Origin of the sequence: Kribbella deserti (genome assembly GCF_042434725.1) — a bacterium.
Lineage (GTDB): Bacteria > Actinomycetota > Actinomycetes > Propionibacteriales > Kribbellaceae > Kribbella > Kribbella deserti.
Genome location: NZ_JBHLTC010000018.1, coordinates 220,977 through 242,728 on the forward strand (window position 1 = coordinate 220,977; position 21,752 = coordinate 242,728).

At 68.3% G+C, this 21,752-nt stretch carries 26 protein-coding genes; 18 read left to right on the top strand and 8 right to left on the bottom strand.

Annotated features, from left to right (window positions below; translation table 11 throughout):
- Window positions 1–167: 167 nt before the first annotated feature.
- From ACFFGN_RS14315 to ACFFGN_RS14335, 5 genes are all read left to right on the top strand, one after another.
- A complete protein-coding gene (locus ACFFGN_RS14315; RefSeq protein ID WP_380047462.1) occupies window positions 168–1,184 on the top strand; it encodes a LolA family protein in 1,017 nt (338 codons plus the stop codon).
- Between the two features lie 12 nt (window positions 1,185–1,196).
- Window positions 1,197–2,135, top strand: a complete 939-nt coding sequence (locus ACFFGN_RS14320) for an ABC transporter ATP-binding protein (protein ID WP_380047464.1) — start codon at window positions 1,197–1,199, stop codon at window positions 2,133–2,135.
- Window positions 2,122–2,976 carry an ABC transporter permease gene (locus ACFFGN_RS14325; RefSeq protein ID WP_380047466.1) on the top strand — a complete coding sequence of 285 codons (855 nt, stop codon included), beginning with the start codon at window positions 2,122–2,124 and terminating at the stop codon, window positions 2,974–2,976. Before ACFFGN_RS14320 ends, ACFFGN_RS14325 begins: the two co-directional genes overlap by 14 nt.
- Before the next feature lie 84 nt (window positions 2,977–3,060).
- Window positions 3,061–3,639, top strand: coding sequence for a putative RNA methyltransferase (locus ACFFGN_RS14330; RefSeq protein WP_380047469.1), 579 nt, complete (start codon window positions 3,061–3,063; stop codon window positions 3,637–3,639).
- Window positions 3,567–3,905 carry a class I SAM-dependent methyltransferase gene (locus ACFFGN_RS14335; protein ID WP_380047471.1) on the top strand — a complete coding sequence of 113 codons (339 nt, stop codon included), beginning with the start codon at window positions 3,567–3,569 and terminating at the stop codon, window positions 3,903–3,905. Before ACFFGN_RS14330 ends, ACFFGN_RS14335 begins: the two co-directional genes overlap by 73 nt.
- Before the next feature lie 157 nt (window positions 3,906–4,062).
- On the opposite strand, the gene ACFFGN_RS14340 is transcribed toward ACFFGN_RS14335, so the two are convergent.
- Window positions 4,063–4,725, bottom strand: a complete 663-nt coding sequence (locus tag ACFFGN_RS14340) for an FMN-dependent NADH-azoreductase (protein ID WP_380047473.1) — start codon at window positions 4,723–4,725, stop codon at window positions 4,063–4,065.
- 129 nt (window positions 4,726–4,854) lie between these two features.
- Here ACFFGN_RS14340 and ACFFGN_RS14345 point away from each other — a divergent pair, with 129 nt between their 5' ends.
- Window positions 4,855–5,364: a MarR family winged helix-turn-helix transcriptional regulator gene (locus tag ACFFGN_RS14345; protein WP_380047475.1), complete on the top strand. Its 510-nt coding sequence runs from the start codon at window positions 4,855–4,857 to the stop codon at window positions 5,362–5,364.
- A gap of 17 nt (window positions 5,365–5,381) precedes the next feature.
- Here the strand turns inward: ACFFGN_RS14345 and ACFFGN_RS14350 are convergent, their stop codons facing one another.
- Both ACFFGN_RS14350 and ACFFGN_RS14355 read right to left on the bottom strand, forming a co-directional pair.
- Entirely contained in the window at window positions 5,382–6,044 is a 663-nt protein-coding gene (locus ACFFGN_RS14350; RefSeq protein ID WP_380047477.1) for a response regulator, read from the bottom strand.
- A 4-nt stretch (window positions 6,045–6,048) separates the two neighbouring features.
- Window positions 6,049–7,365, bottom strand: coding sequence for a sensor histidine kinase (locus tag ACFFGN_RS14355; protein ID WP_380047479.1), 1,317 nt, complete (start codon window positions 7,363–7,365; stop codon window positions 6,049–6,051).
- Between the two features lie 716 nt (window positions 7,366–8,081).
- Here ACFFGN_RS14355 and ACFFGN_RS14360 point away from each other — a divergent pair.
- The 11 genes from ACFFGN_RS14360 (at window position 8,082) to ACFFGN_RS14410 (ending at window position 18,501) form a co-directional block, all read left to right on the top strand.
- Window positions 8,082–9,092, top strand: a complete 1,011-nt coding sequence (locus ACFFGN_RS14360) for an ABC transporter substrate-binding protein (RefSeq protein ID WP_380047481.1) — start codon at window positions 8,082–8,084, stop codon at window positions 9,090–9,092.
- A gap of 3 nt (window positions 9,093–9,095) precedes the next feature.
- A complete protein-coding gene (locus ACFFGN_RS14365; RefSeq protein ID WP_380047483.1) occupies window positions 9,096–9,851 on the top strand; it encodes an ABC transporter ATP-binding protein in 756 nt (251 codons plus the stop codon).
- On the top strand, window positions 9,848–10,642 hold the full coding sequence (locus tag ACFFGN_RS14370; protein WP_380047486.1) for an ABC transporter permease: 795 nt from the start codon (window positions 9,848–9,850) through the stop codon (window positions 10,640–10,642). Before ACFFGN_RS14365 ends, ACFFGN_RS14370 begins: the two co-directional genes overlap by 4 nt.
- A complete protein-coding gene (locus ACFFGN_RS14375) occupies window positions 10,639–11,715 on the top strand; it encodes an Ldh family oxidoreductase (RefSeq protein WP_380047488.1) in 1,077 nt (358 codons plus the stop codon). Before ACFFGN_RS14370 ends, ACFFGN_RS14375 begins: the two co-directional genes overlap by 4 nt.
- Window positions 11,712–12,413 (top strand): GntR family transcriptional regulator, encoded by a 702-nt coding sequence (locus ACFFGN_RS14380; protein WP_380047490.1) that lies wholly within the window; start codon window positions 11,712–11,714, stop codon window positions 12,411–12,413. The genes ACFFGN_RS14375 and ACFFGN_RS14380 overlap by 4 nt, the downstream gene beginning before the upstream one ends.
- A gap of 8 nt (window positions 12,414–12,421) precedes the next feature.
- Window positions 12,422–13,237: an SDR family NAD(P)-dependent oxidoreductase gene (locus ACFFGN_RS14385; RefSeq protein WP_380047493.1), complete on the top strand. Its 816-nt coding sequence runs from the start codon at window positions 12,422–12,424 to the stop codon at window positions 13,235–13,237.
- 15 nt (window positions 13,238–13,252) lie between these two features.
- Window positions 13,253–14,845, top strand: a complete 1,593-nt coding sequence (locus tag ACFFGN_RS14390; RefSeq protein WP_380047496.1) for an FAD-dependent monooxygenase — start codon at window positions 13,253–13,255, stop codon at window positions 14,843–14,845.
- Window positions 14,838–15,233, top strand: coding sequence for a cupin domain-containing protein (locus ACFFGN_RS14395; RefSeq protein WP_380047498.1), 396 nt, complete (start codon window positions 14,838–14,840; stop codon window positions 15,231–15,233). Before ACFFGN_RS14390 ends, ACFFGN_RS14395 begins: the two co-directional genes overlap by 8 nt.
- Before the next feature lies 1 nt (window position 15,234).
- On the top strand, window positions 15,235–16,119 hold the full coding sequence (locus ACFFGN_RS14400) for an amidohydrolase family protein (RefSeq protein ID WP_380047500.1): 885 nt from the start codon (window positions 15,235–15,237) through the stop codon (window positions 16,117–16,119).
- A gap of 93 nt (window positions 16,120–16,212) precedes the next feature.
- Window positions 16,213–17,742: an AMP-binding protein gene (locus tag ACFFGN_RS14405; RefSeq protein ID WP_380047503.1), complete on the top strand. Its 1,530-nt coding sequence runs from the start codon at window positions 16,213–16,215 to the stop codon at window positions 17,740–17,742.
- A 57-nt stretch (window positions 17,743–17,799) separates the two neighbouring features.
- A complete protein-coding gene (locus tag ACFFGN_RS14410) occupies window positions 17,800–18,501 on the top strand; it encodes a GntR family transcriptional regulator (protein ID WP_380047505.1) in 702 nt (233 codons plus the stop codon).
- Window positions 18,502–18,561: 60 nt separating this feature from the next.
- On the opposite strand, the gene ACFFGN_RS14415 is transcribed toward ACFFGN_RS14410, so the two are convergent.
- From ACFFGN_RS14415 to ACFFGN_RS14425, 3 genes are read right to left on the bottom strand one after another with little or no spacing between them, the layout of a single operon-like run.
- Complete coding sequence (locus ACFFGN_RS14415) at window positions 18,562–19,026, bottom strand: PPOX class F420-dependent oxidoreductase (protein ID WP_380047507.1); 465 nt, start codon at window positions 19,024–19,026, stop codon at window positions 18,562–18,564.
- 26 nt (window positions 19,027–19,052) lie between these two features.
- The gene (locus ACFFGN_RS14420) at window positions 19,053–19,442 is read right to left on the bottom strand and encodes a hypothetical protein (protein ID WP_380047509.1); all 390 of its coding nucleotides are present in this window, start codon (window positions 19,440–19,442) and stop codon (window positions 19,053–19,055) included.
- Window positions 19,439–19,978 carry a hypothetical protein gene (locus ACFFGN_RS14425; RefSeq protein ID WP_380047511.1) on the bottom strand — a complete coding sequence of 180 codons (540 nt, stop codon included), beginning with the start codon at window positions 19,976–19,978 and terminating at the stop codon, window positions 19,439–19,441. Before ACFFGN_RS14425 ends, ACFFGN_RS14420 begins: the two co-directional genes overlap by 4 nt.
- A gap of 84 nt (window positions 19,979–20,062) precedes the next feature.
- Here ACFFGN_RS14425 and ACFFGN_RS14430 point away from each other — a divergent pair, with 84 nt between their 5' ends.
- Window positions 20,063–20,446, top strand: a complete 384-nt coding sequence (locus ACFFGN_RS14430; RefSeq protein WP_380047513.1) for a VOC family protein — start codon at window positions 20,063–20,065, stop codon at window positions 20,444–20,446.
- 122 nt (window positions 20,447–20,568) lie between these two features.
- Here the strand turns inward: ACFFGN_RS14430 and ACFFGN_RS14435 are convergent, their stop codons facing one another.
- Both ACFFGN_RS14435 and ACFFGN_RS14440 read right to left on the bottom strand, forming a co-directional pair.
- Entirely contained in the window at window positions 20,569–20,793 is a 225-nt protein-coding gene (locus tag ACFFGN_RS14435) for a hypothetical protein (RefSeq protein WP_380047515.1), read from the bottom strand.
- A gap of 50 nt (window positions 20,794–20,843) precedes the next feature.
- Complete coding sequence (locus tag ACFFGN_RS14440; RefSeq protein ID WP_380047517.1) at window positions 20,844–21,503, bottom strand: MBL fold metallo-hydrolase; 660 nt, start codon at window positions 21,501–21,503, stop codon at window positions 20,844–20,846.
- Window positions 21,504–21,752: the final 249 nt, after the last annotated feature.

A 21,752-nucleotide genomic window follows, 5' to 3' on the forward strand; every position in this document is an offset into this window, starting at 1 on the left:
CGGTCACCCATTTGGGGGAACTATCCCTGAACCGGCCGATCCACCTTGGTTCCGGCCGGTCGCGGTGCGAGTCTTGACGCATGGGTGGAACGCGGAGTACTCGACGTTGGTTGGCGCCGGTCACGGCGATAGCGGTCGTGGCCGGAGGCGCCGCACTGGTGCCGGTCGTGGCGGATGCCTCACCAGACCTGCCGGACATCACCGCGCAACAACTGCTGACGAACGTGCAGCGCGCGAAGGTGGACGGCCTGTCCGGGGTGGTGCGCTCGTCCACGGATCTCGGCCTGCCGGCCCTGCCAGGTGTTGGCGGCAGTGAAGCGCTGGACCTGATCACCGGGGACCACACCGCCCGGATCGCGCTCGCCGCGCCGGACAAGGCCCGGGCCGCCGTGCTCGACGACATGGCCGAGCGGGTTTTCACCACCGACGGCAAGACCGCCTGGGCGTATGACTCCCGTAGCCGCGAGGCGACCAAGGTGACGCTGCCCGCCGGCCGCCCGTTCGAGGGCAGGCCGGACAAGGCTCCCGGCCAGGCGTATGACCCGACCAAGGTCGCGAAGCAGTTCCTGGACGCGGTCGATCCGTCCACCGACGTTTCGGTCACCGGCACGGAATCGGTCGCCGGTCGCGACGCCTACCTGCTGAAGCTGACCCCGCGCACGGACCAGACCACGGTCGGTTCGGTGCTGCTGGCGGTTGACGCGAAGAAGTGGGTGCCGCTGCAGGTGAAGGTGCTGGCCAGGGCCGGTGGCGACCCGGCGGTGGAGGTCGGCTTCACCGAGGTGTCGTTCGACGTACCTGCCGTGAGCACGTTCAGCTTCACGCCGCCGAAGGGCACGAAGGTGACCGAGGAGAAACTGCCGGCGTTGACCGGCAAGCGCGGTCCGGCCGACAAGCCCGTGCTGCCGGAAGGCAAGCACGCTCCGAAGTGGGACGGCAAGGGCAAGCCGACCGTGATCGGCGAGGGCTGGAGCTCGGTCGTCGTGCTCAAGGGGGACAAGGCCAACAGCGGCCCGCTGCAGCAGCTCCTTGCTAACGCCCCGGCCGTGCAGGGTAGCTGGGGCAGTGGCAAGGTCCTGACGACCCGGATGGTGAGCGCGCTGTTCACCGACGACGGCCGGATCATCGTTGGACTGGTGACACCGAAGGCGCTCGAAGCGGCCGCCGCCAAAGCGCCGCGCTGATCGGACCGGCCGATGAGTGATACGGCCCCGGTGATCACCCGGGGTCTGACCAAGCGGTTCCGCAGCGGGCAGGTGGCCGTCGACTCGGTTGATCTCGAGGTACCGACCGGCTCGGTGTTCGGATTCCTCGGGCCGAACGGCTCGGGCAAGACCACCACGATCCGGATGTTGCTCGGCCTGATCGCGCCGACGTCCGGTTCGGTGGAGCTGCTCGGTCAGCCGATGCCGAAGGCCCAGCTGGCGGTTCTGCCACGGGTTGGGGCGATGGTCGAAGGGCCGGCGTTCTACCCGTTCTGGAGTGGCCAGGCGAACCTGATGCGGTTCGATGCCGCCGACCGGACGTCCGACCCCCGCACCCGGAAGGCCAGAGCGGGGGAGGCGCTGGAGCGAGTGGGTCTCTCCGCCGCCGCGGGCAAGAAGGTGCGGGCCTATTCGCTCGGGATGAAGCAGCGCCTCGGCATCGCGGTCGCGCTGATGCAACGCCGGGACCTGCTGGTGCTCGACGAACCGACCAACGGTCTCGACCCGCAGGGCACCCGCGAGGTGCGCGGGCTGATCCGCGAACTGGCCGCGGACGGCATCACGGTCTTCACCTCAACCCACTTGCTGGCCGAGGTCGAACAGGTTTGCACGCACGCTGCCGTGATGAGCCGCGGCAAGTTGCTCCGGCAGTCCTCGATGGTGGAGCTGCGTTCCGAGCTGCGGCCCCGGCTCGTGGTGCGTACGCCGGATCTCGGTGCCGCGGCGGAGACGTTGACGGGTCTCGGCGTGACGGATCTGCGCCGCCAGGAAGAGACCGTCGACGGTGATCCCGGCGAACTGCCGATCGACAAGCTCGCCGCCGCGCTGGTGGCGGCTGACGTTCGCATTCACGGGTTCGGGCTGGAACGGCCCAGTCTTGAGGACGCCTTCGTGGCGCTGACCGGGGAGGGCTTCGATGTCGCAGAGTGAAGCCGTCACCCTCGCACCACGGCGGTCGATTGGCGCTGGGTTCGGGTTGTTCGGGTCCGAGTTGCGCCTGGTGTTCGGCCGCGCCCGGACGTGGGTGTTGCTGGCCGTTCTGGCGGCGGTGCCGCTGTTGATCGGTGTGGCTGTGCGGATCGCCGGTTCGTCGGGCGATGCCGAGGGATTCCTCGGCGACATCACCGAGAACGGCCTGTTCCTCGTGGTGGCGAGCCTTGGTCTGTCGTTGCCGTTCTTCCTGCCTACGGCGATCACCGTCATCTCCGGTGAATCGCTCGCGGGGGAGTCCAGCCTCGGCACGCTGCGAAACCTCATCACCGCGCCGGCCGGGCGTTCCCGCCTGCTCGCGGCGAAGATGCTGGCACTCGCGGTGTTCGCGCTCGCCGCGACGATGACGATCTGGATCTCGGGTCTGATCGTGGGCGTGATTCTGTTTCCGGTGGGCGATGTGGTGCTGATCTCCGGATCCACCGTGCCGCTGGCCGAGGGCATCGTGCGCGCTCTCGGTATCGCCGTGGTGGTGGCCGGCTCGTTGCTCGGGCTTGCCGGGATCGGGCTGTTCGTCTCGTCGTTGACCTCGACGCCCTTGGCCGCGATGGCCGCGACGTTCACGAGCTTCATCGTGATCGGCATCCTGGGGGCGATTCCCCAGCTCGAGGTGATCCACCCGTGGTTGCTTCCGTATGGCTGGATGACGTTCGCCGATCTCCTGCGCGATCCGCCGTACTGGGACGGCATCCTGCGCAACCTCGGCCTGCAACTGGCCTACCTGGCCGTGTTCTACTCCGCCGCCTGGGCCCGCCTAACCACCCGCGACATCACCGGCTGACCTCAGCTCGCCGCGCTGGCGCCGCGTTTTGTTGCGTGGCGGTGCGGCGGTTGGCAGCGGGTGGTGGCGCGATAGCCTCGCGGGGTGTTGACCGAGGTGGCCGCCGCGCTGCGATGCCCGCATTGCCGTCAAGGCCTGCGACTCCAGGGTCGTACGGCGCGCTGTGGCGAGGGCCACGCGTTCGACCTGGCGAAACAGGGCTACCTCAACTTGTTGCCCTCAGCATCAACCGGCATCGAGGGCGACACCGCCGACATGGTCGCCGCCCGCACCGCCTTCCTCGCCGAAGGCCACTACGCCCCCATCCGCGACGCCCTCGCCACCCTCACGTCCACCGCGTCCGCGCGATCCGTGAACCGCCCAATCGTCGAGATCGGCGCCGGCACGGCGTACTACCTCGCCGGCGCGGTTGAATCCGTGCCGGGGGTTGTGGGGGTTGCGTTGGATGTATCGCGGTATGCGGCGCGCCGGGCGGCGAAGGCGCACGAGCGAATCGGGGCGGTAGTCGCGGACGCGTGGCGCGAACTGCCGTTGCTGGACGATTCCGCTCAGGTCCTGCTGAACGTTTCGCCCCGCGCAACGCCGCCGAAATGGCCCGCGTCCTCGCGCCCGACGGCACCCTCCTCGTCGTCACGCCGAACCCGGCACACCTGGCCGAACTGATCGACGTCCTCGGCCTGGTCAAGGTGGACGAGTCGAAGGACGTTCGTCTCACCTCAACTCTCGGCAGTCACTTCGCCCGCGAGTCCGACGTACTGGTCGAGCACGTGATGACTCTCAGCCACGCCTCGATCCACCACCTCGTAGCCATGGGCCCCAGCGCCTGGCACACCAACCCCCAGTCCCTCACCGAACGCCTCGCCCACCTCCCCGACCCAACCCCGGTCACCCTCTCCACCACCATCTCCACCTGGACCCCCACCCCCTAACGCCCCGCCCTCCGCGCCGGCGGGCTGGCTGTATACCGTTCATCGGACGCTTGTGACGCGGCGTGTCGGCGTTCATCGGACGCTTGTGACCAACGCTCGCCGGACTGCCGAACGCCTGACGGCCGGGGGAGCGACTGACGGCGGGGCCCAAGCGCGGTTAGGCGGCGGGGAGGGCCAGACGGCGGGCGATTTCCTGGGCGTGGGCGTTGGCCTGCTCGTGGGCGGCCGCCTCGGATTGCTTGGACAGGTCGATGAGGTCGGCCAGTTCGGGCTTGACCGGCGCGAGGGTCAGCTCGGCGGCGGTGATGCGTACGTCCATCTTGAGCACGTCGCCGAAGATCCGCTGCAGGTACGGCGTCGCGTGGTCCCAGCCTTCGCGCGGAGTGCCCGGGCCGTAGCCGCCGCCACGAGCGAGGGCGATGATGGCCGGCCGGCCGATGAGCGGTTTGCCAGCCCCGGGCCGGAGCCGAGGATCGGCCAGGAGTAGGTCGATCCAGGTCTTCACGTGCTGGGAGATTCCATAGTTGTAGAGCGGTACGGCGACGATCGTCGCGTCCGCGTCGAGCAGTTCGTCGAGCAGCGCGCTCGCCAGCATCAGGGCGGCCCGCTGCTGAGGCGTGTGCGTGTCGGCCGGGGCGAAGCTGGCCGAGACCGCGCTGGCCCAGGCGTCGGCGGGCAGCGGGTTCAACCCGAGATCGCGACGCACGACCTTGGTGTTCGGGTGCTCCGCTTCCCAAGCGGCCTGGGCGCTGTCGGCGAGACCGCGACTGACGGATCCCTCGATCCGAAAGCTCGCGTCGACGCGAAGCAGGGTGGTCATAGAGGTGGTCCTTTCGACGATGACCTGAGGTTTCGACTCGGTATGAGCTACTTGAAAGATAATCTGCAGAACAGAACATATTCAAGTCAGATCATATTGCGGACAAGGCACGCCACGTAGACTGGGCACATGTCCAGCCCCATCACGGAAGTACCGACCTCGGTCGAGGACGATCTGGGCTGGGCGCTTGGCGTGGTTTTCCGCCGGTATGCGAAGGCGGCCGGCGAGGCGCTCGCCGATATGCCCGGCGGGCCGCGGGGTTACCAGGTGCTGGCGACGGCGTACCGCGATGGTCCGCGCCGCCAACTGGACCTGGCCGGACGTCTCGGCGTCGACCGGACGGTGATGACGTACCTGCTGGACGACCTCGAGGAGGCCGGTCTGGTCGAGCGTCAGCCGGACCCGACCGATCGTCGGGCGCGGCTGATCGTCGTGAGCGAGGCCGGCAAGTCGCAGCTTTGTGAGCTTGAGAAGCGCCTAGAAGCGGCCGAGGCCATCGTGCTGGACAGCCTCGGTGCGGATGAGCGGAAGTTGTTCCGCAGTCTGCTGCAGCGGGTCGCGGTTCGGGCTGAGGTCACCGGTCACTCGGCCGACGCCTGCAAACTGGCCGAGGACCTCGGGGCCGGCGAGAACTGCTGACTCCGGCTTGCAGCGGTTCAGGTAAGTGGAACGAAGCCCGACTCGTACGCGGTGATAACCGCCTGAGTACGGTCCCGCGCACCAAGTTTGGCCAGTACGTTCGCGACGTGCGTCTTGATCGTCTGGACGCCTAGAACAAGTTCGGCCGCGATCTCCGCGTTCGAAAGGCCTTTCGCCATCAAGCGCAGCACCTCGCGCTCGCGCTCCGTCAACTGCGCGTGGTCGAGCCCGGACGGTTTGGCCCGTCCCTGATCCGCGCGGACGTGGGCCAGCGCCAGCGATCGGATGGCCTCGGGGAAAAGCAGGGATTCGCTGTTCATGACCGTACGGATGGCCTGCACGATTTCCGCGGGTGGCGTGCGCTTGAGCAGGAAGCCCGCGGCACCAACGCGCAGCGCGTCGTACACGTAGTCATCGTTCTCGAAGGTGGTCACCACCAGCACCCGCGGCGGGTTCGCCAGCCCTTCGCCAAGCAGTCGGGTGGCCTGGATGCCGTCGACCGCGGGCATGCGCACGTCCATCAGGACCACGTCCGGGTTGGTCCGGCGCACCAGCGGTACGACCTCCGCGCCGTCGGCCGCCTCGCCGATCACGCTCAGGTCCGGCTCGGCGTCGATGATGGCTCGTAGACCACTGCGGATCAGCGGTTCGTCGTCGACGACCACCACGGTGATGGGCACAGGATCAGCCTCTCGCTTTCGAAGGGTTCTTGGTGATCGCGACCGGCAGCGTAACCGCCAACCGCCACGTACCGACGGCGTCGTCGCCCGGACTCGTATCCTCGCGGGGAATCAGGCCGGCCCCGACCGTGCCCCGGAGTACTTCAACCCGCTCGCGAATCCCGGCCAGGCCGCGGCCGCCTGAAGTCCGGCTAGAGGTCGGGCCGTGCACGGGATTGCACATCTCGAGCCGAAGGCCGGAGGCGTCCAGAATGATCGAGAGGTCTACTGCCAGGTCATCGGCGCGATGGCCCGCATGGCGGATCGCGTTGGTCAGGCCTTCCTGAACGATCCGGTAGGCCTCCCGCGACACGGCGGCTGGCAGGTCGTCGAGATCGCCCTCGCACCGTACGACGACAGTGATCCCGCCCGCGCGGGTGGCGTCGACTAGGCGGGTCAGGTCGCCAAGGGTGGATTGAGGCGCAGTAGCCGATCCCTCGCGCCGGTCGTCCCGGAGCAGCCCGAGTACGTGGTCGAGGTCGGCGAGGGCTGCACGCGCGGAAGTCTCCATCGCGGCGAGTGCGTTCTCGGCGAAGGCAGGGTCGGTCGCGAGCACCCGACGGGCGGCCCCGGCCTGGAGCGTCACGAGGCTGAGGGCATGCCCGACGCTGTCGTGGAGTTCGCGCGCCAGCCGGTTCCGCTCTGCCAGGGTGGCTGTACGTCGTTCGAGCAGCTCGATCCGCTCCGCCGGGGTTGGTCCGAGAACTCGCGGAGCCCATCGAGCGAGTACCGCGCCGAATCCCGCCGCGAGGTAGAACTGCAGCGGTATCAGGGCCAGCCCGACGAACGGCATCCAGATGTCACCCCACGAGCCGCCCGTCGTATAGGTGATGTCGGGCAAGATCTCGTGCTTCCCGGGCGCACGGAACGGCGCGGCGACGAGGATGACCGCCATGGCCACGGCGATGCTGGCCACGACTCCGGTGAGACCACCCGCGATGAGGTGGAGGACGAACCAGAGCGACGTACGACGGCGCTGGGCCCACGTCCGCGCGGGACCGAGCGGGCGTTCGTCGAAGCGGACGCCGAGCAACGACTCGACCGCGATGCCCTCCACCTCGCGCACCGCGGGCAGTAGACCGAGGACCACCGGCGGAGCGGCCACCACGATCGCGATGAGTAGTACGCCGAGGATCTTTGGCGCGTTCAGGTCCTGCACCAGCGCGCCCAACGCACTCTCGACCAGCAGGAACGCCAGCACGAGCGCGGCCCCGAGCAATAGGTAAACCCAGCGCAGGTACGTCGACCCTCGCGCCAACACCCGCACCCCAGGAACCGCCACCCCCACATCCTGCCAAACCCCGCGCCCTCCGCCCTCCCTCCACCGAGTGACCCACCCCCGACGCGCCCCACCCCCGCCCGCGCCAAGTTGCCCGCATCCTTCGGTTCCGCGCCCCCGCTCGCCCGCCCGGCGCCGTTCCCGCCACGCCCGGCTGCCCGCGGTATCCCGTTCATCGGACGCTAGTGACGCGGCGTGTCGCCGTTCATCGGACTCTTCTGACCACAGCCCTCGCCCGCCAAGTGGCCGATGCCGCGCCGTCGTCTGGATCTCTAGGACCCGACGGGCGCCGACGCGGCGGCCACAAGCGTCCGATGACGCGCCGGGTTTTGGTCGGAAGGGTCCGATGAACGGCGACACGCCGTGTCACAAGCGTCCGATGACGCGCCGGGTTTTGGTCGGAAGGGTCCGATGAACGGCGACACGCCGCGTCACAAGCGTCCGATGACGCGCCGGAGTGGGAGGGGTGGTGGGGGTGGATACGCTGAGTTTGTGACTGATTCCACAACGTTGCAGGTGTCGTTTGGGCCAGGCTGGGGAGCGCGCTCATCGGCACGTAAAGAGAACGCCAAATCAGCCCGCTCAGCGACCGTGAGTTCGCCTCGTGCGACGTAGAGTCCGCGGTGGTTGGGGAGCGCACGCCCTGGTCCCGAACGGGCGGACGGGTGTTGACCGAGTGCGAATGTCTGATGTTTGATCAAATATAGGAGGATGGGTCGATGAGACTGAGGCGTTCGGTTGCCGCATTGGTGGTGGCCATGGGGCTGCTCGTCAGCGCCTGCGGCGGCAATCCCGACTCCACATCCGGCAACAAGGGGGAGAAGGTCAGCTACCTGACCTCGTTCGGCACCTTCGGGCGGGAGGCGTACGCGTACGTCGCCCTGGAGAAGGGCTACTTCCGGGCGGCCGGTCTCGACGTCACCATCACTCCGGGCTCCGGCACCGTCGACGTGATGAAGCTGGTCGCGGGCGGGCAGGCCGACTACGGCGTGGGCGACTTCACCGCGTTCCTGATCACCTCCTCCAAGCAGCACCTACCGGTGACCACCGTCGGCATGATCCACCAGCGCTCGCTCGCGGCGATCGTTGCGCTCGAGGGCTCCGGCATCAACAAGGCCGGCGATCTGGTCGGCAAGAAGATCGGCGACCAGCCGGGTTCGACGAACCAGGTGATGTTCCCCGTCTACGCCAAGGCGTCGGGCATCGACCCCAAGTCTGTGCAGTTCGTGCCCGCGGCTCCGCCGGCCCTGCCCGCGCTGCTCGTCTCGGGCCAGGTGAACGGCATCGGCCAGTTCGTCGTCGGCAAGCCGACCATCGAGAAGGCGGCCAAGGGCAAGAAGGCCGTCGTGCTGCCGTACGGCGACGTGCTGCCCGACCTGTACGGCAACGCGCTGTTGACCCGTCAGGACGTCGTCAAGGAGAACCCGGAGCAGGTCAAGAAGTTCACCACCGCACTGCTCAAGGGTCTCGCGGACACCATCGCGGATCCGAGTGCGGCCGCGGACATCCTGAAGAAGTACGTGCCGGAGACCGACGTGGCCGTCGCCACGGCGGAGCTTCAGATCATGCGCGACTACGTCAAGCCGCCGAGCTACACCGGTCCGATCGGTGCGATTCAGCGCGAGAAGGTGTCGACCGTGGAGGCCACTCTGGACACCGCGGACGCGCTCGAGTCGGATCTGTTCAACATCGGGGACTACGTCTCGTTCGACCTGGCGCCGAAGGCCTGACCCATGATCCAGCTGGACAAGGTCGGGCAGGTCTTCGAGTCGCGGGACGGTTCCGTGCACGCGCTCGAGGGCATCGACCTGGAGGTCCAGGAGAACGAGTTCGTCACGTTGATCGGCCGTTCGGGCTGTGGCAAGTCCACCCTGCTGCGGTTGATCGCGGGCCTGCTCGAACCGACGAACGGCTGGGTGCAGGTGGCGGGGGAACTCGTCACCGCGCCCCGGCCGGACGTGTCGGTGATGTTCCAGCGCCCGGCCCTGTTGCCGTGGCGCTCGGTGTTGTCGAACGTCATGCTGCCGGTGGAGATCGCCGGCGGTGACCGTGGGCAGTATCGCGATCGGGCTCACGAACTCCTGCACTTGGTGGGCCTGAACGGTTTCGAGAACAAGCGTCCGCACGAGTTGTCCGGCGGTATGCAGCAACGGGTCTCGCTGTGCCGTTCGCTGATCACCCGGCCGAAGGTGATGTTGATGGACGAGCCCTTCTCCGCGCTCGACGCGCTGACCCGCGCCGAGCTGTCGGAGGAACTGCAGCGGATCAAGATGGAGCTGTCCACCACGATCGTCTTCGTCACGCACTCGATCGAGGAGGCCATCCTGCTGGCCGACCGGGTCGTGGTGATGACCCCCCGGCCCGGCCAGATTCGCGAGATCGTCGACGTGCGGATCCCTCGTCCGCGCACGCTCGGCATTCACGCCGACGCCGCCGCGGTGGCCAAGGTGAGTGGCCAGCTGCACACGTTGCTGATGGCGCCGGCATGAGTGCGGCGCCCGAGCCCACCCGCCCGCGCCGGTCCGGCTCCACCCTCGCCAACTGGTTGTTGCCGCTTCTCGGCTTCATCGTCGTACTTGGTCTGTGGTGGGCCGCGACGATCGTCTTCGCCATCGACGACTTCCTGCTGCCCAGTCCCGGCGACGTCTACGTGGCCTTCCGCGAACAGCCCGGCTATCTGCTCGACCAGTCATTGGTGACCCTGATCGAGACGGTCGAGGGGTTTCTCCTGGCGATCGTGGCGGGTGTGCCGCTGGCGCTGCTGATCGTGCGGTCGGTGGTGCTGGAACGCGTGCTCTATCCGCTGATGCTGGCCGTGAACGCCATTCCGAAGATCGCCGTCGCGCCGCTGCTGGTGATCTGGATGGGCTTCGGCCAAGCGCCCAAGGTCGTGCTGGTCTTCCTGGTCTGCTTCTTCCCGGTGGTCATCTCGACCGCCTCCGGCATGAAGTCGACCCCGGTCGAGCTGGTCGAACTCCTGCGCTCCTTGAACGCCACCCGCAGCCAGGAGTACTTCAAACTGCGCTTCCAGTACGCCCTGCCGCAGATCTTCGTGGGCCTCAAAACCGCCATCTCGCTGGCCGTGATCGGTTCGGTCATCGCGGAGTTCGTCGGCGCCACCGCTGGACTGGGCTATGTCATCGTCACCTCCGGCGCCAGCGCCGACACCGCGCTGGCCTTCGCCGCGATGGCTCTGCTCGGCGTGATCAGCATCGTGCTCTTCTACGGTCTGGTCCTGCTCGAGAAGAAGCTGTTGCCGTGGGCCGAGGAGAGCCGGTGAAGGCCGTCGTCGACGGGCACCTGGTGCGCGTTCGGGCCGAGTGGCTCGAACAGACCGTCACGGCCATTTTCACCGCCTTGGACTTCAGTCCGGCCGACGCCCGGTCGATCGCGACCGCGCTGGTTGACGCCGATTTGCGTGGTGTCCGCTCGCACGGCGTGATGCTCGTGCCGATGTACGTCGAGCGTCTGCGGGCCGGCGGCGTCACCCGGGAGTGCGAGGTCGAGGTCTGCCACGACGCCGGCGCGGCGCTGGTGGTCGACGCGCGGGGTGGCATGGGCCAGTTGTCCAGTCCGCAGGCGATGGGCCTCGCGATCGAGCGGGCCGGCCGGTATGGCATCGGCATGGTCTCGGTTCGGCACGCGCACCACTTCGGTGCCGCCAGCCGCTGGGCGATCCAGGCGGCCGAGGCGGGCTGCCTGGGCGTCGCGATGTCCAATACGACGCCGTTGATGCCCGCGCCGGGTGGCGCCGAGCGCGTGGTCGGCAACAACCCGCTGGCGGTCGCCGTACCGACCGAGGCCGGGGTGGAGATCGTGCTGGACATGGCGTTGTCGGCCGTTGCGCTCGGCAAGGTCCGGATGGCGGCGGCCGCCGGTCGGCCGATTCCCGACACGTGGGCGACCGACCCGAGCGGTACGCCGACTACCGATCCCGAGCAGGCGCTTCTGGGCATGTTGCTGCCTGCCGCCGGTCACAAGGGATTCGGGCTGGCCCTGATCATCGACATCCTTACCGGCGTCTTGAGCGGTGGCGGCTGGGGTGACCAGGTTCGGCCGCTCTACCGCGAGCCGGGCAGTCCGAACGACTGTGCCCACCTCTTCCTCGCGATCGACCCTGCACTGCTTGGTGGCATCACCGAGTTCCGGACCCGCGCGTCCCACCTTGCGACCAAGGTTCGTACGTCGGCCACCGCGCCCGGCGTTGAACGCCTGCACGTGCCGGGGGAGCTCGAAGCGGAGCAAGCGGAGTACCAGCTTCGCGAGGGCGTACTGCTGGAGAAGGCCGGGTTGGACGGTCTACTCGCGGCGGCCAGAACGGTGAGGGCTGAGATCACGGAGCCAGGAGCATGAGCCGCAAGATGGAGCTGATGCCTGGAGGACCGGGTGGTCGCCGTACCTTGGCTGAGACCGCAGCGGCGGAGCTACACCAGTTGATCCTCTCGGGCGAACTGCCGAGCGGAACCCCGCTACGCCTGGTGGACCTGGCTAACCGGCTTGAGATGAGCCAAATGCCGGTGCGCGAAGGACTGCGCCGTCTGGAGGCCCTCGGGCTGGTAGACATCGTCCCGCACAAGGGCGCCTGGGTCCGCGAACTGTCGCTGGAGGATCTCCGGGACACTCAGGAGACCCGGATCGCTTTGGAGGCCTTGGCGGTTCGAGCGGCCGCGGAGCGTTTCACCGAGGCTGACGCGTGTACGGCGGCTGACGCGCTCCAGCTCCAGGTGAAGCTCGCAAAGGCAGGCGATATCGTCGGTGCCCGGCAAGCGCACACGGACTTCCACTTCGCGATCTACCGAGCCGGTGGCTCGCGGTGGCTGACCAGGGCGATCGAGCCGGTTTGGCAGAACAGTGAGCGCTACAGGTTCGGCAGTCCGCAGAGCCCGGACCGGATCGAGTTGCATCGCCGGGAGCACGAGGCGATCTTGAAGGCCTGTATCGCGCATGACGTGGCGGGAGCCGAGGAGGCGCTGCGGAAGCACCTCGACGGCGCCACGGAACGCATCAGCGCGTTGATGACCGGCGAGGCGGGCGGGACCGGAAAGGACTGAGCAGGGCGATGAAGGCGAGCTTCGACGCGACCGGTGAGGTCGTTGTCGTGACCGGTGGTGCACGCGGGATCGGTGCTGCCCTGGCCGCGGCCGTTGCCCGCCTCGGGGGAACCGCCGTCGTCTTCGACGTCCACGCCCCCGAGCCGAAACCCGTCGGCGACTCGGCACCGTCCACCGAGCCGAATCCCATCGGCAACGCAGCGCCCGGAAGCGAGCCGAAGTCCGGCGGTGACGCAGCGGGTCGGGTCGAGTACGTCGAGGTGGACGTGGCGGATCGGGACGCCGTCGGCAAGGCCGTGGCCGGGGTGATCGAGCGGCACGGGCGGATCGACGGCCTCGTCGCCGGAGCCGCGATCCAGCCTCGCAACCCGGTGCTGTCCACTGACCCGGAGGAGTGGACCGGCGTACTCAACGTGAATCTCGATGGCGTCGTCTGGACCTGTCAGGCGGTCGTGCCGCACATGATCGAACGGCGTTCCGGCTCGGTCGTGGTTTTCACCTCCGGCCTCGCTCAGACGGGTTATCCCGGCGCCGCGGCGTACGCGGCCAGCAAGGCGGCGCTGACCGCGTTCGCGAAGACGCTTGCGGCGGAGGTTGCCGAACACCGCGTACGGGTGAACGTGATCGCGCCGGGCGTCGTCGACACCGACCAGTTCCGCGCAGCCAACCCCGGTGCCGACCTGGACCACTGGCGATCGACCACCGGCGTAGGTGATCCCGACGACGTGGTCGGGCCGTTGCTCTTCCTGCTGTCGGACGCCGCCGGAATGACCGGCTCCCAGCTCACCCGGGAGCGGGCGTTCGGCCGGCTCACCGACTTCTAGTTCCCAGGAGGCGCTTTGCCCGACCAGTTGCCGGTTGCCGTCGTCGGGGCCGGCCCGATCGGCCTCACCACCGCCCTCGGTCTCGCGCACTACGGCGTGCCGTTCATCCTCTTGGAGGAGGATGCGGTGCTGTCACTGGACACCAAGGCCGGCACGGTGCTGACCCGCACCCTGGAGGTCTGGGACCGGTACGGCTGCGTCGAGGAAGTTCTCGCGGCAGCATTGCGGATCGACGAGATCGGCGACATCGACAAGTCCACCAATACGCCGCGGGCCTCGGTCCAGCTGGAAGAACTCGTCCGGGACACCCGCTTCCCGTTTGTCATCAATATCCCGCAGCACCACCTGGAGCCGATCCTGGCGGCCGCGCTGGAACGTTCGGGCAAGGGCTCGGTGATGACCGAACACCGGCTCGAGTCGTTCGAGATCAAGAACGACCGGGTCGTGTTGTTCGTAGAGACTCCAGATGGCCGTAAGGAGATCGAGGCGTCGCACCTACTCGCGTGCGACGGAGGCCGCAGTAAGGTCCGGGACGCGCTCGGAGCGACAGTAGCGGGTGAGACCCTCCCCGAGCGGTACATGCTCATCGACGTTGTGGTGGACCTAGACGTCACCAACGCGCGGGACTACCCGTATCTGGCCTATTTCGCGGATCACAGCGAGTGGATGGTCTTGATCCGCCAACCCGAGTACTGGCGCTTCCTCTTTCCACTAGGTCCTGACCAGACTCCACCGGACGAAGAGGGCCTACTGGCCAAGGTGCGCCAGTTCATCGGTGAAGTCGACCGGATGGAGTTGCACGGCTCTGTCATCTACAACGTGCACCACCGGGTAGCGGACCACTGGTCGGCTGAGGACAAGGTGTTCCTGATGGGAGACGCCGCACACCTCATTACCCCGATGTGGGCGCTCGGCCTGAACACAGGTGTCCTAGACGCCTCCAACCTGCCCTGGCGACTCGCGTGGGTTCTACGCGGCTGGGCCACTCCCGAAGTGCTTGCGGGCTACGAGCAGGAGCAGCGGCCCGTAGCGATCGAAGGCTCGGGGGAGATGGCCGAGGCCGCCCGCAAGTACATGTCCCACCAGAGGGGTGCAGTCACCGCAGCCGGTAGTGCCTGGGCGACCGCGTACACCCGGACCCTGCTCGGCGTACGGCTTGATGTGGAGGGCGAAGGCGACTGGTCGATGGTCATGACCAGTGCGGAGCCTCCAGCAGTTCGGGCCGGGGACAGAGCGCCAGACCTGGTACTGCGGGGTTCGGCCGGGCCTACCGCGATCCACTCGTTGAGCCGGGACTCGTTTGTCGCGTTGTACTTCACCGACGTACGACGGCGGCCGGACATCCCGGTCAACACCTCGCCCGCGCTGAAGCACTACGTGGTTTCGCGCTGGGACGCGCCGCTCGACTCGGGTCTTCGGGACCGCTCGCTGTTCGACCCGGGCGAGATCGCCACCGGGCGGTACGGCGTACCGGCGGACACGATGGTGCTGATCCGGCCGGACGGACATATCGCGTCGGTCGAGCCGATGCGGCCAGGTGTGGCGGAGGATCGGTACACGGCCATCACGGGACGGCCGGTACCGGGACGGGAGGTCGGTGATGGCTGAGGACGTGATGCGGCACTTCCAGGAGGTGCTGCTGCAAACGGACGACCTGGAGTGGGTGGAGAAGTCGCTCGCCGGGCTGTCGCACAAGATGCTGTGGCGGGACGAGCAGACCGAGGCGTCCATCGCGCTGGTCCGGTTCGAGCAGGGCGCGGGAATTCCGACTGCCCACCAGCACGCCTCGAACCAGTTCATGTTCTGCCTGTCCGGGCGCTACCGGTACATCCCGACCGGGACCACCCTGACCAAGGGCAGCTTCTACTGGAACCCGAAGGGCTCGACGCACGGCCCGACCATCGCGGACGAGACCTCGATCCTGCTCGAGGTGTACGACGGCCCGCACTATCCGGAGCGGCCGTCGTTCTACGACAACGACGAGGACGCTCGCTGAAATGGCCGGCTGGGACGTCCACACGCACCTGATCCCGCCGACGGTGCTCGGCGCCGCTCAGCAGAAGCGGTTCGGCCTGTCGATCGACGGCAATTCGCTGGTGGTGGATGGGCGGACGCGCCTGCCGCTACGCCGGATGGCCTCGCCGCAGGCCTTGCTGGAGTGGGTAGACGCCCAAGGGCTGGATGGCGCGCTGGTCTCCGTACCGCCGCCGCTGTTCCGCTACGAACTCGGCGCCGAGTGGGCCGACCTGGTGAACGAAGGACTTCGGCAACTGGCCGAACCACGCCTGCGGGTGCTCGGCCATCTCGTGCTGGCGGAACCGGCGATGGCCGTATCGCTCGCTGCCGAAGGTGTTTTCAGCGGATTCGCCCTCGGCACGGCGGGATTCCGCGAGCGCGATGAGCTGTGGCAGGTGTTGCACGAGCTGGAGGCTTTCACGCTGATCCACCCTGGCCATTGCGACGACGCGCGCCTCGCGCCGTACTACCTGTCGAACCTTCTCGGGAACCCGTACGAGACGGCCCTCGCCGCCGCCGAGCTGGTTTTCGGCGAGGTGCCCGGGCGGTTCCCGGGCATCCGGTTCTGCCTGTGCCACGGCGGGGGAGTGGCCGCCGCGCTGGCCGGTCGATGGCAGCGCGGAGTGGCCACGGATCGCCCGGGGGTGCCCGAGGTTGGTGTCGCGGACGCGCTGCGGCGGTTCTACGTGGACGACCTCGTTCACGATCCGGCCGTGCTTGGCCTCGTGACCGAGGTTTTCGGGCCCGATCGCGTACTCGTGGGTAGTGACTGGCCGTTCCCGATGGGCGCGGACCAGCTCGACCGGGATCGGGCCGCGAAGCGTGCCGCCGAGACCGAACGGCTGACCCGGCCACTCTCGAATTGACCGTTCAACCACTAGAGCTTGGCAGCGGTTCATGATCAAATATCAAATGTTGCCTCGGATACGCGGAGGCCGGTAGCTGCTCGGAGACATCTGATGACCTTCCTTCCCCTGGACCTCGCGGCCGCGCCGGGCCGTCATTTGCTGCGCGGTCTGCGCCCGGATGAACGCCACCTCGCCCGCCTGCTGGTCAGCCAGGCGGAGGACCTCGGCGACAAGGCCGCCCTGCGGACGGGGGACACCACCGTCACGTACGCCGAGTTGCCCCGGCTCGCGGCCGCCGGGCGGAAACGCTTGCAGGCCGCGGGGGTGAGCCCGGGCGAGCGGGTCGTCACCATCGCGGGCAACTCGGTCCACCTGGTCCAGCTCTTCCTCGGTTGTACGGTCACCGGCGCCATCTACGTACCGCTCGACCCGGGCCTCCCGGCCGATCAACTGGCCGAACGCATCGCCGCCGTCGAGCCCGTCGCGATTTACGCGGAGAACCCGCAGGCCGGCCAGTTGGCCATAGCGGGGGATGAACCGCTGCTGGCGGACGGCCTGCCGGAGGCGTCGTACGACGGAACACTGCCAGGGCTGATCCTGCACACTTCGGGAACCACCGGGCCGGCCAAGGGCGTGTTGTGCCCGCACAGCCAGTTGCTGTCGTGGGGCATCTTCGGCAACGAGCAACTCGGGGTGACGTCGGAGGACGTGCTCTACACGAACCTGCCGCTGTTCCACTGCAACGCCCTGGTCACGCTCACGCAGTCCTGGGTCGCGGGAGCCACGGCAGTGGTGGGCCGGGAGTTCGACGTCGGGCTGTTCTGGGCGCAGCTCGCGGAGTACGAGGCGACCATCACCTTCCTGCTCGGCTCGATGATCCACCAGCTGATCGCGCGGTCGAACGAGATCCCGCCACCCAGCGACCACCGGCTGCGACTGGTTCTCGCGCCCGGCGCTGGCGTGGAAGCCAAGCATCGGTTCACGGAGTGGTCCGACGTACTGGTGGTGGACGCGTTCGGAATGACCGAGCTGAACGTGGTCAGTTACGAACCACTCGACCGGATCGTGAGCGGCTCGATGGGCGTACCGTTCCCCGACTTCGAGATCCGCGTCGCCGATCGGTACGACGTCCCGGTGCCGGACGGGTCTGTCGGCCAGTTGCTCGTGCGCCCGCGCTCGCCGTTCATCACCGCCCTCGGCTACTGGAACGCGCCGCAGGACACGATGGACGCCTGGCGGAATCTCTGGTTCCACACCGGCGACCTGGTCGCGTGGGAGCCCGACGGCTCACTGCGGTACGTCGACCGCGTGGCCGACGCGATCTACCGTGGCGGTCATCCCGTCTCCAGCCGGGAGATCGAGGCCGCCTTCCACAACCACCCGGCTGTGCTCGAATGCGCGGTGTACGGCGTACCGGCCGTGGGCGGCGACGACATCCTCGCGGCGGTTCGACTGGTTCCAGGCGCTCGGGTCGGCGCGGACGAGTTGGCGGGCTTCGCGACGCGTGAACTGCCTGCAGGCCTAGTACCGGACTACGTCTTCGTGGTGGACGAATTACCGCACACTGCGAACGGCAAGATCGCCAAGGCGGTACTGCGTGAACAAGGGCGTGACACCCTTCAGGCTGCTGTGACGAGCTAATTGGCCTCAGCGCGGTTACGGTTGCCTCTCAAAGCCACAAGAGAGGCTGACACTTCGATGACCCGACGGCTCGAACTCACCCCCAGGGGACCGAGCGGGCGGCGCACCTTGGCCGAGGAGGCGGCGGCCGAGTTGCACGCGTTGATCCTGTCCGGCGAGCTGCCCAGCGGTACCCCGTTGCGGCTGGAGGAACTGGCCCGGCGGCTCGACATGAGCCAGATGCCGATCCGCGAAGGCTTGCGCCGGATGCAGGCGCTCGGCCTGGTCGAGATCGTGCCGCACAAGGGCGCCTGGGTCCGCGAACTGTCGATGGACGACCTGCGCGACACCCACGAGACCCGGCTCGCGCTGGAATCCCTGGCCGTCCGGGCCGCCGCGGGCCGATTCTCCGAGGCGGACGCGAAGGCCGCCAGCGCGGCACTGGCCGAGCACGTGAGGTTGTCCCGGGTGGGTGACATCGTCGCGTCCCGGCAGGCGCACACCGATTTCCACTTCGCGATCTACCGCGCGGGTGGCTCGCGCTGGCTGCCGCGCGCGATCGAACCCGTCTGGCAGAACAGCGAGCGCTACCGGTTCGGTTCGCGCCAGACCCGGGCGAGGATCGAGCAGACCCGCCAGGAGCACCAGGCCATTCTCGACGCCTGCCTGGCCAAGGATCCCGACGCCGCCGAGGCAGCGCTGCGCTCGCACCTCGAAGGCGCCATGGTCCGCATCACCGAGACCATGGCCGCCCGAGCCGCCGCCGGCCCGGCCGAATAGCGCTCGCGCCGGCCTGCCTCGCGCGTCAGTCGGCGAAGCGGGCCGCGCCCGGCTCGTGGGTCAGTCGGCGAAGCGGGCCGGGAAACCGCCGGTGGCGACCGGGCCCCAGCGCTCGGGCGTGATCCGGATCAGGCACTTGCCCTGGTTCCGCATGGCCTCGCGGTACTCGTCCCAGTCGGGGTGCTCGCCGGCGATCGACCGGTAGTAGTCCACCAGCGGCTCGACCGCGTCGGGCAGCTCGATCACCTCGCCGGTGCCGTCGACCTGGACCCATGGGCCGTCCCAGTCGTCGGACAGCACCAGCACACTCGTACGGCTGTCGCGGTGGATGTTCTTGCTCTTGGCCCGTTCCGGATACGACGAGATGACGATCCGGCCTTCGCTGTCCACCCCTCCCGAAACCGGCGAGAGCTGAGGCGAACCGTCTTGGCGACGCGTCACCAGCAGCAGGTGATGCCGCGGTCGCACGAACTCCAGCAGTCCCTCGAGGTCGACCTTCGTATTGGTGGCGATCGAACGTGGCATGACCCCACCCTACGAGCCGGTCGCACTCAGTGGGTTGGCGTCTCGTGCACCGACAGCCAGCGCAGGCCATGGCGCGCGGCCGTGTCCGGCACGAGCACCGCGGTGACGCGACGGGAGATGCCGATGGAGTGCTGTTCGAGGAACCGGCACACCACCACCTCGGCCGTCTGGGCGACGACCGCGAACTCGCTGATCGTGATGCGCAGACCTGGCGCGGCATTGCGGGCGCCGGACAACAGGTTCTCCAGGTCGGTCAGACCGAGCACTCTGCCCTCGATATCGACGAGGCTGAAGTCGGGGGACTGCCCGGCCAGGAACCGATCGAGCACGGCTGTCTCCGCCTCGGTCCCGAGCCAGGCGGTCAGCGTCTCGTGGTGGGCCTCGACCTCGGCCAGCACCACCTCAGGGGACGTCATCGTCGGATCAACTCCTCATAGGTGGTCACGGACTCCAGTTGGTCATCCGTGCGGGTATTGATGATGGCCTTCAGCGCCTGCGCCTCCGGCGTGGTGGGTAACTCGCCGGCGAGCAGGTCCGGCAGGAACACCTCGTAGCCGCAGCGGGCGCGCGGACTGTACCGATCGCGGGTGCGCGCGACCGCCGAGGACACCCGGATCGCGTGCTCGTTACCTGGCGGCACTGCCGGGCGGTCGGTCTCACGAGCGGCGAAGCGAAACCCGTTCGCCTGATCGCAGGGATGGCAGCCGACCGGGCCGGCGCCGAGGCCGTTGCCGCACCCGTCACAACTCAGCTTCGTCAACGCGGCATCGACCACCCGCCAGTCGAACTCCGACGGGTCCTGCAACACCACGCGAGCCAGCTCCCGCTCGTCATCCGGGCCACCCGCCTCAACTCCCGCCGTGGCGCGGAACTCCCGCCAGGCCGCTTCGAGGCTCTCGTTCACCTCACGCAGCGCCGCCACGAACCGTGGCTGCTCGATCCGTCTTCGCATGCGCACATTCAACACGCGGGCACCGACAAAACGCGTCCGGATTTCCGGTGGCGGCTGAACCGCCGAACTGTGAGGCTTGCCCGTATGGCTCGCCTTCGTGACGTGGTGATCGACTGCCACCATCCCGCCTCGCTCGCCCGCTTCTGGGCGGAAGTCCTCGACGGTTACACGATCGCGCCGTACGACGAGGAGGAGCTCGCGCGGTTGCGGGCCCTCGGTATCGACGACCCCGAGGACGATCCCTCCGTACTGCTCGAACCGGCGCCCGGCGTACGCCCGAGGTTCTTCTTCCAGCAGGTGCCCGAGGCGAAGTCGGTCAAGAACCGGATGCACATCGACCTTTCGGCCGACGACGTCACCCTGGAGGTCGACCGCCTGACCGGTCTCGGCGCACGGCTGATCGAACGCTACGACGAACACGTGCTACTGGCCGACCCGGAAGGCAACGAGTTCTGCGTGATGCTGTGACCGGCTGCGGTTCGCGCGGTAGGCCGACGGTGGGATTCACACCGGGCACGGACGAACCGGCGTATGAGCACACCGCCGGGCTCAGCCCGGAACGACCGGGGCTGAACCCGGCGGCAGCAGGGTCAGAGCAGGTGAAGCTTGGCGTACGGCGCGAGGACCCGGATCCGGTTCGGACCGAAGTCGACGAGCACCGCGACGCCCTCCTCCACGGCGGCTACCGTGCCGAGGCCTTCCCGGTCGTGCGAAACCCGGTCTCCAGGTGCGAACACCTTGAGCGGCTCCCGCACCGGAGGCTTGAAGGGGCTAGTGGCGAGGTGACGACGCGTCGTCGCGCGATAAGGCTCCATGTCTCCTCCAGTATGCGCCAGTTTTCGTCAGTTTCCACGTCGAGGGCGAGTCACCAGCCTCGGGCCCGCCACTGCGGCAGGCTCGGCCGCTCGGCCCCGAGCGTGGTGTCAGCGCCGTGACCGGGATACACCCACGTCTCGTCCGGTAACCGGTCGAACAACTTCGATTCGACGTCCCCGAGCAGGGACTCGAAGGCCTCCGGATCGTCGTGGGTGTTGCCCACCCCGCCCGGGAACAACGAGTCGCCGGTGAAGACGTGCGGCGCGCCGGCCGGGTCGTCGTACAGCAGGGCGATCGAGCCCGGCGTGTGACCGACCAGGTGGATGACCTCCAGCTCGCACTCGCCGACCTTGATCCGGTCGCCGTCGCCGACGGCCTCGTCCGTGGGCACCGGAATACCCTCGACGTCGAACCGCCCGGCCACCGTGATCGCGCTGGTCTTCGCGACGATCTCGGCCAGGGCCTGCCAGTGGTCGCCGTGCCGATGGGTCGTGATCACCCGGGTCAGGCCGGCGCCGCCGATCACGCCGAGCAGCATCTTCGCGTCGTTGGCCGCGTCGATCAGCACCTGCTCGTCGGACTGCCGGCAGCGCAGCAGGTACGCGTTGTTGTTCATCGGGCCGACCGCGACCTTGGTGATCATCAGCGCGGCCAGTTCATGCGTCTGCGCCGGGCCGCCGACGTGGACGTTGCCGTGATACTCGGTCATCGCTCGCTCCTCAGCCCCAGGCCCGGCAGTTCGCCGTCGTGGTCAGGTCTGCGCCGTCCGCGCGGCCGGGCAACCAGCCGAGCAGAGCGGCACTGTCTCCAGGAACGATCCTCGCATCCGGTTCGCCCCAGCCCAACCCATGTCGTCGGTGCGCGGGGGCTGCCGGCCCTCGCCTCGATGTCGGGTGTTGCGGCTCTCGACCGAGCAGTAGGCGGCAGTAGGTACGCTGGTGCGGGCCCAGGTGGTCAG

Excerpts from the sequence above, each read along its gene's own strand:
- ACFFGN_RS14345 (WP_380047475.1), top strand. The coding sequence starts at position 4,855 with ATGTCCAGCCCCATCACGGAAGTACCGACCTCGGTCGAGGACGATCTG.
- ACFFGN_RS14385 (WP_380047493.1), top strand. The coding sequence starts at position 12,422 with ATGAAGGCGAGCTTCGACGCGACCGGTGAGGTCGTTGTCGTGACCGGT.
- ACFFGN_RS14380 (WP_380047490.1), top strand. The coding sequence starts at position 11,712 with ATGAGCCGCAAGATGGAGCTGATGCCTGGAGGACCGGGTGGTCGCCGT.
- ACFFGN_RS14335 (WP_380047471.1), top strand. The coding sequence starts at position 3,567 with ATGGCCCGCGTCCTCGCGCCCGACGGCACCCTCCTCGTCGTCACGCCG.
- ACFFGN_RS14340 (WP_380047473.1), bottom strand. The coding sequence starts at position 4,725 with ATGACCACCCTGCTTCGCGTCGACGCGAGCTTTCGGATCGAGGGATCC.
- ACFFGN_RS14440 (WP_380047517.1), bottom strand. The coding sequence starts at position 21,503 with ATGACCGAGTATCACGGCAACGTCCACGTCGGCGGCCCGGCGCAGACG.
- ACFFGN_RS14370 (WP_380047486.1), top strand. The coding sequence starts at position 9,848 with ATGAGTGCGGCGCCCGAGCCCACCCGCCCGCGCCGGTCCGGCTCCACC.
- ACFFGN_RS14365 (WP_380047483.1), top strand. The coding sequence starts at position 9,096 with ATGATCCAGCTGGACAAGGTCGGGCAGGTCTTCGAGTCGCGGGACGGT.
- ACFFGN_RS14395 (WP_380047498.1), top strand. The coding sequence starts at position 14,838 with ATGGCTGAGGACGTGATGCGGCACTTCCAGGAGGTGCTGCTGCAAACG.
- ACFFGN_RS14415 (WP_380047507.1), bottom strand. The coding sequence starts at position 19,026 with ATGCCACGTTCGATCGCCACCAATACGAAGGTCGACCTCGAGGGACTG.
- ACFFGN_RS14425 (WP_380047511.1), bottom strand. The coding sequence starts at position 19,978 with ATGCGAAGACGGATCGAGCAGCCACGGTTCGTGGCGGCGCTGCGTGAG.
- ACFFGN_RS14435 (WP_380047515.1), bottom strand. The coding sequence starts at position 20,793 with ATGGAGCCTTATCGCGCGACGACGCGTCGTCACCTCGCCACTAGCCCC.
- ACFFGN_RS14325 (WP_380047466.1), top strand. The coding sequence starts at position 2,122 with ATGTCGCAGAGTGAAGCCGTCACCCTCGCACCACGGCGGTCGATTGGC.
- ACFFGN_RS14360 (WP_380047481.1), top strand. The coding sequence starts at position 8,082 with ATGAGACTGAGGCGTTCGGTTGCCGCATTGGTGGTGGCCATGGGGCTG.
- ACFFGN_RS14420 (WP_380047509.1), bottom strand. The coding sequence starts at position 19,442 with ATGACGTCCCCTGAGGTGGTGCTGGCCGAGGTCGAGGCCCACCACGAG.
- ACFFGN_RS14320 (WP_380047464.1), top strand. The coding sequence starts at position 1,197 with ATGAGTGATACGGCCCCGGTGATCACCCGGGGTCTGACCAAGCGGTTC.
- ACFFGN_RS14430 (WP_380047513.1), top strand. The coding sequence starts at position 20,063 with ATGGCTCGCCTTCGTGACGTGGTGATCGACTGCCACCATCCCGCCTCG.
- ACFFGN_RS14410 (WP_380047505.1), top strand. The coding sequence starts at position 17,800 with ATGACCCGACGGCTCGAACTCACCCCCAGGGGACCGAGCGGGCGGCGC.
- ACFFGN_RS14400 (WP_380047500.1), top strand. The coding sequence starts at position 15,235 with ATGGCCGGCTGGGACGTCCACACGCACCTGATCCCGCCGACGGTGCTC.
- ACFFGN_RS14405 (WP_380047503.1), top strand. The coding sequence starts at position 16,213 with ATGACCTTCCTTCCCCTGGACCTCGCGGCCGCGCCGGGCCGTCATTTG.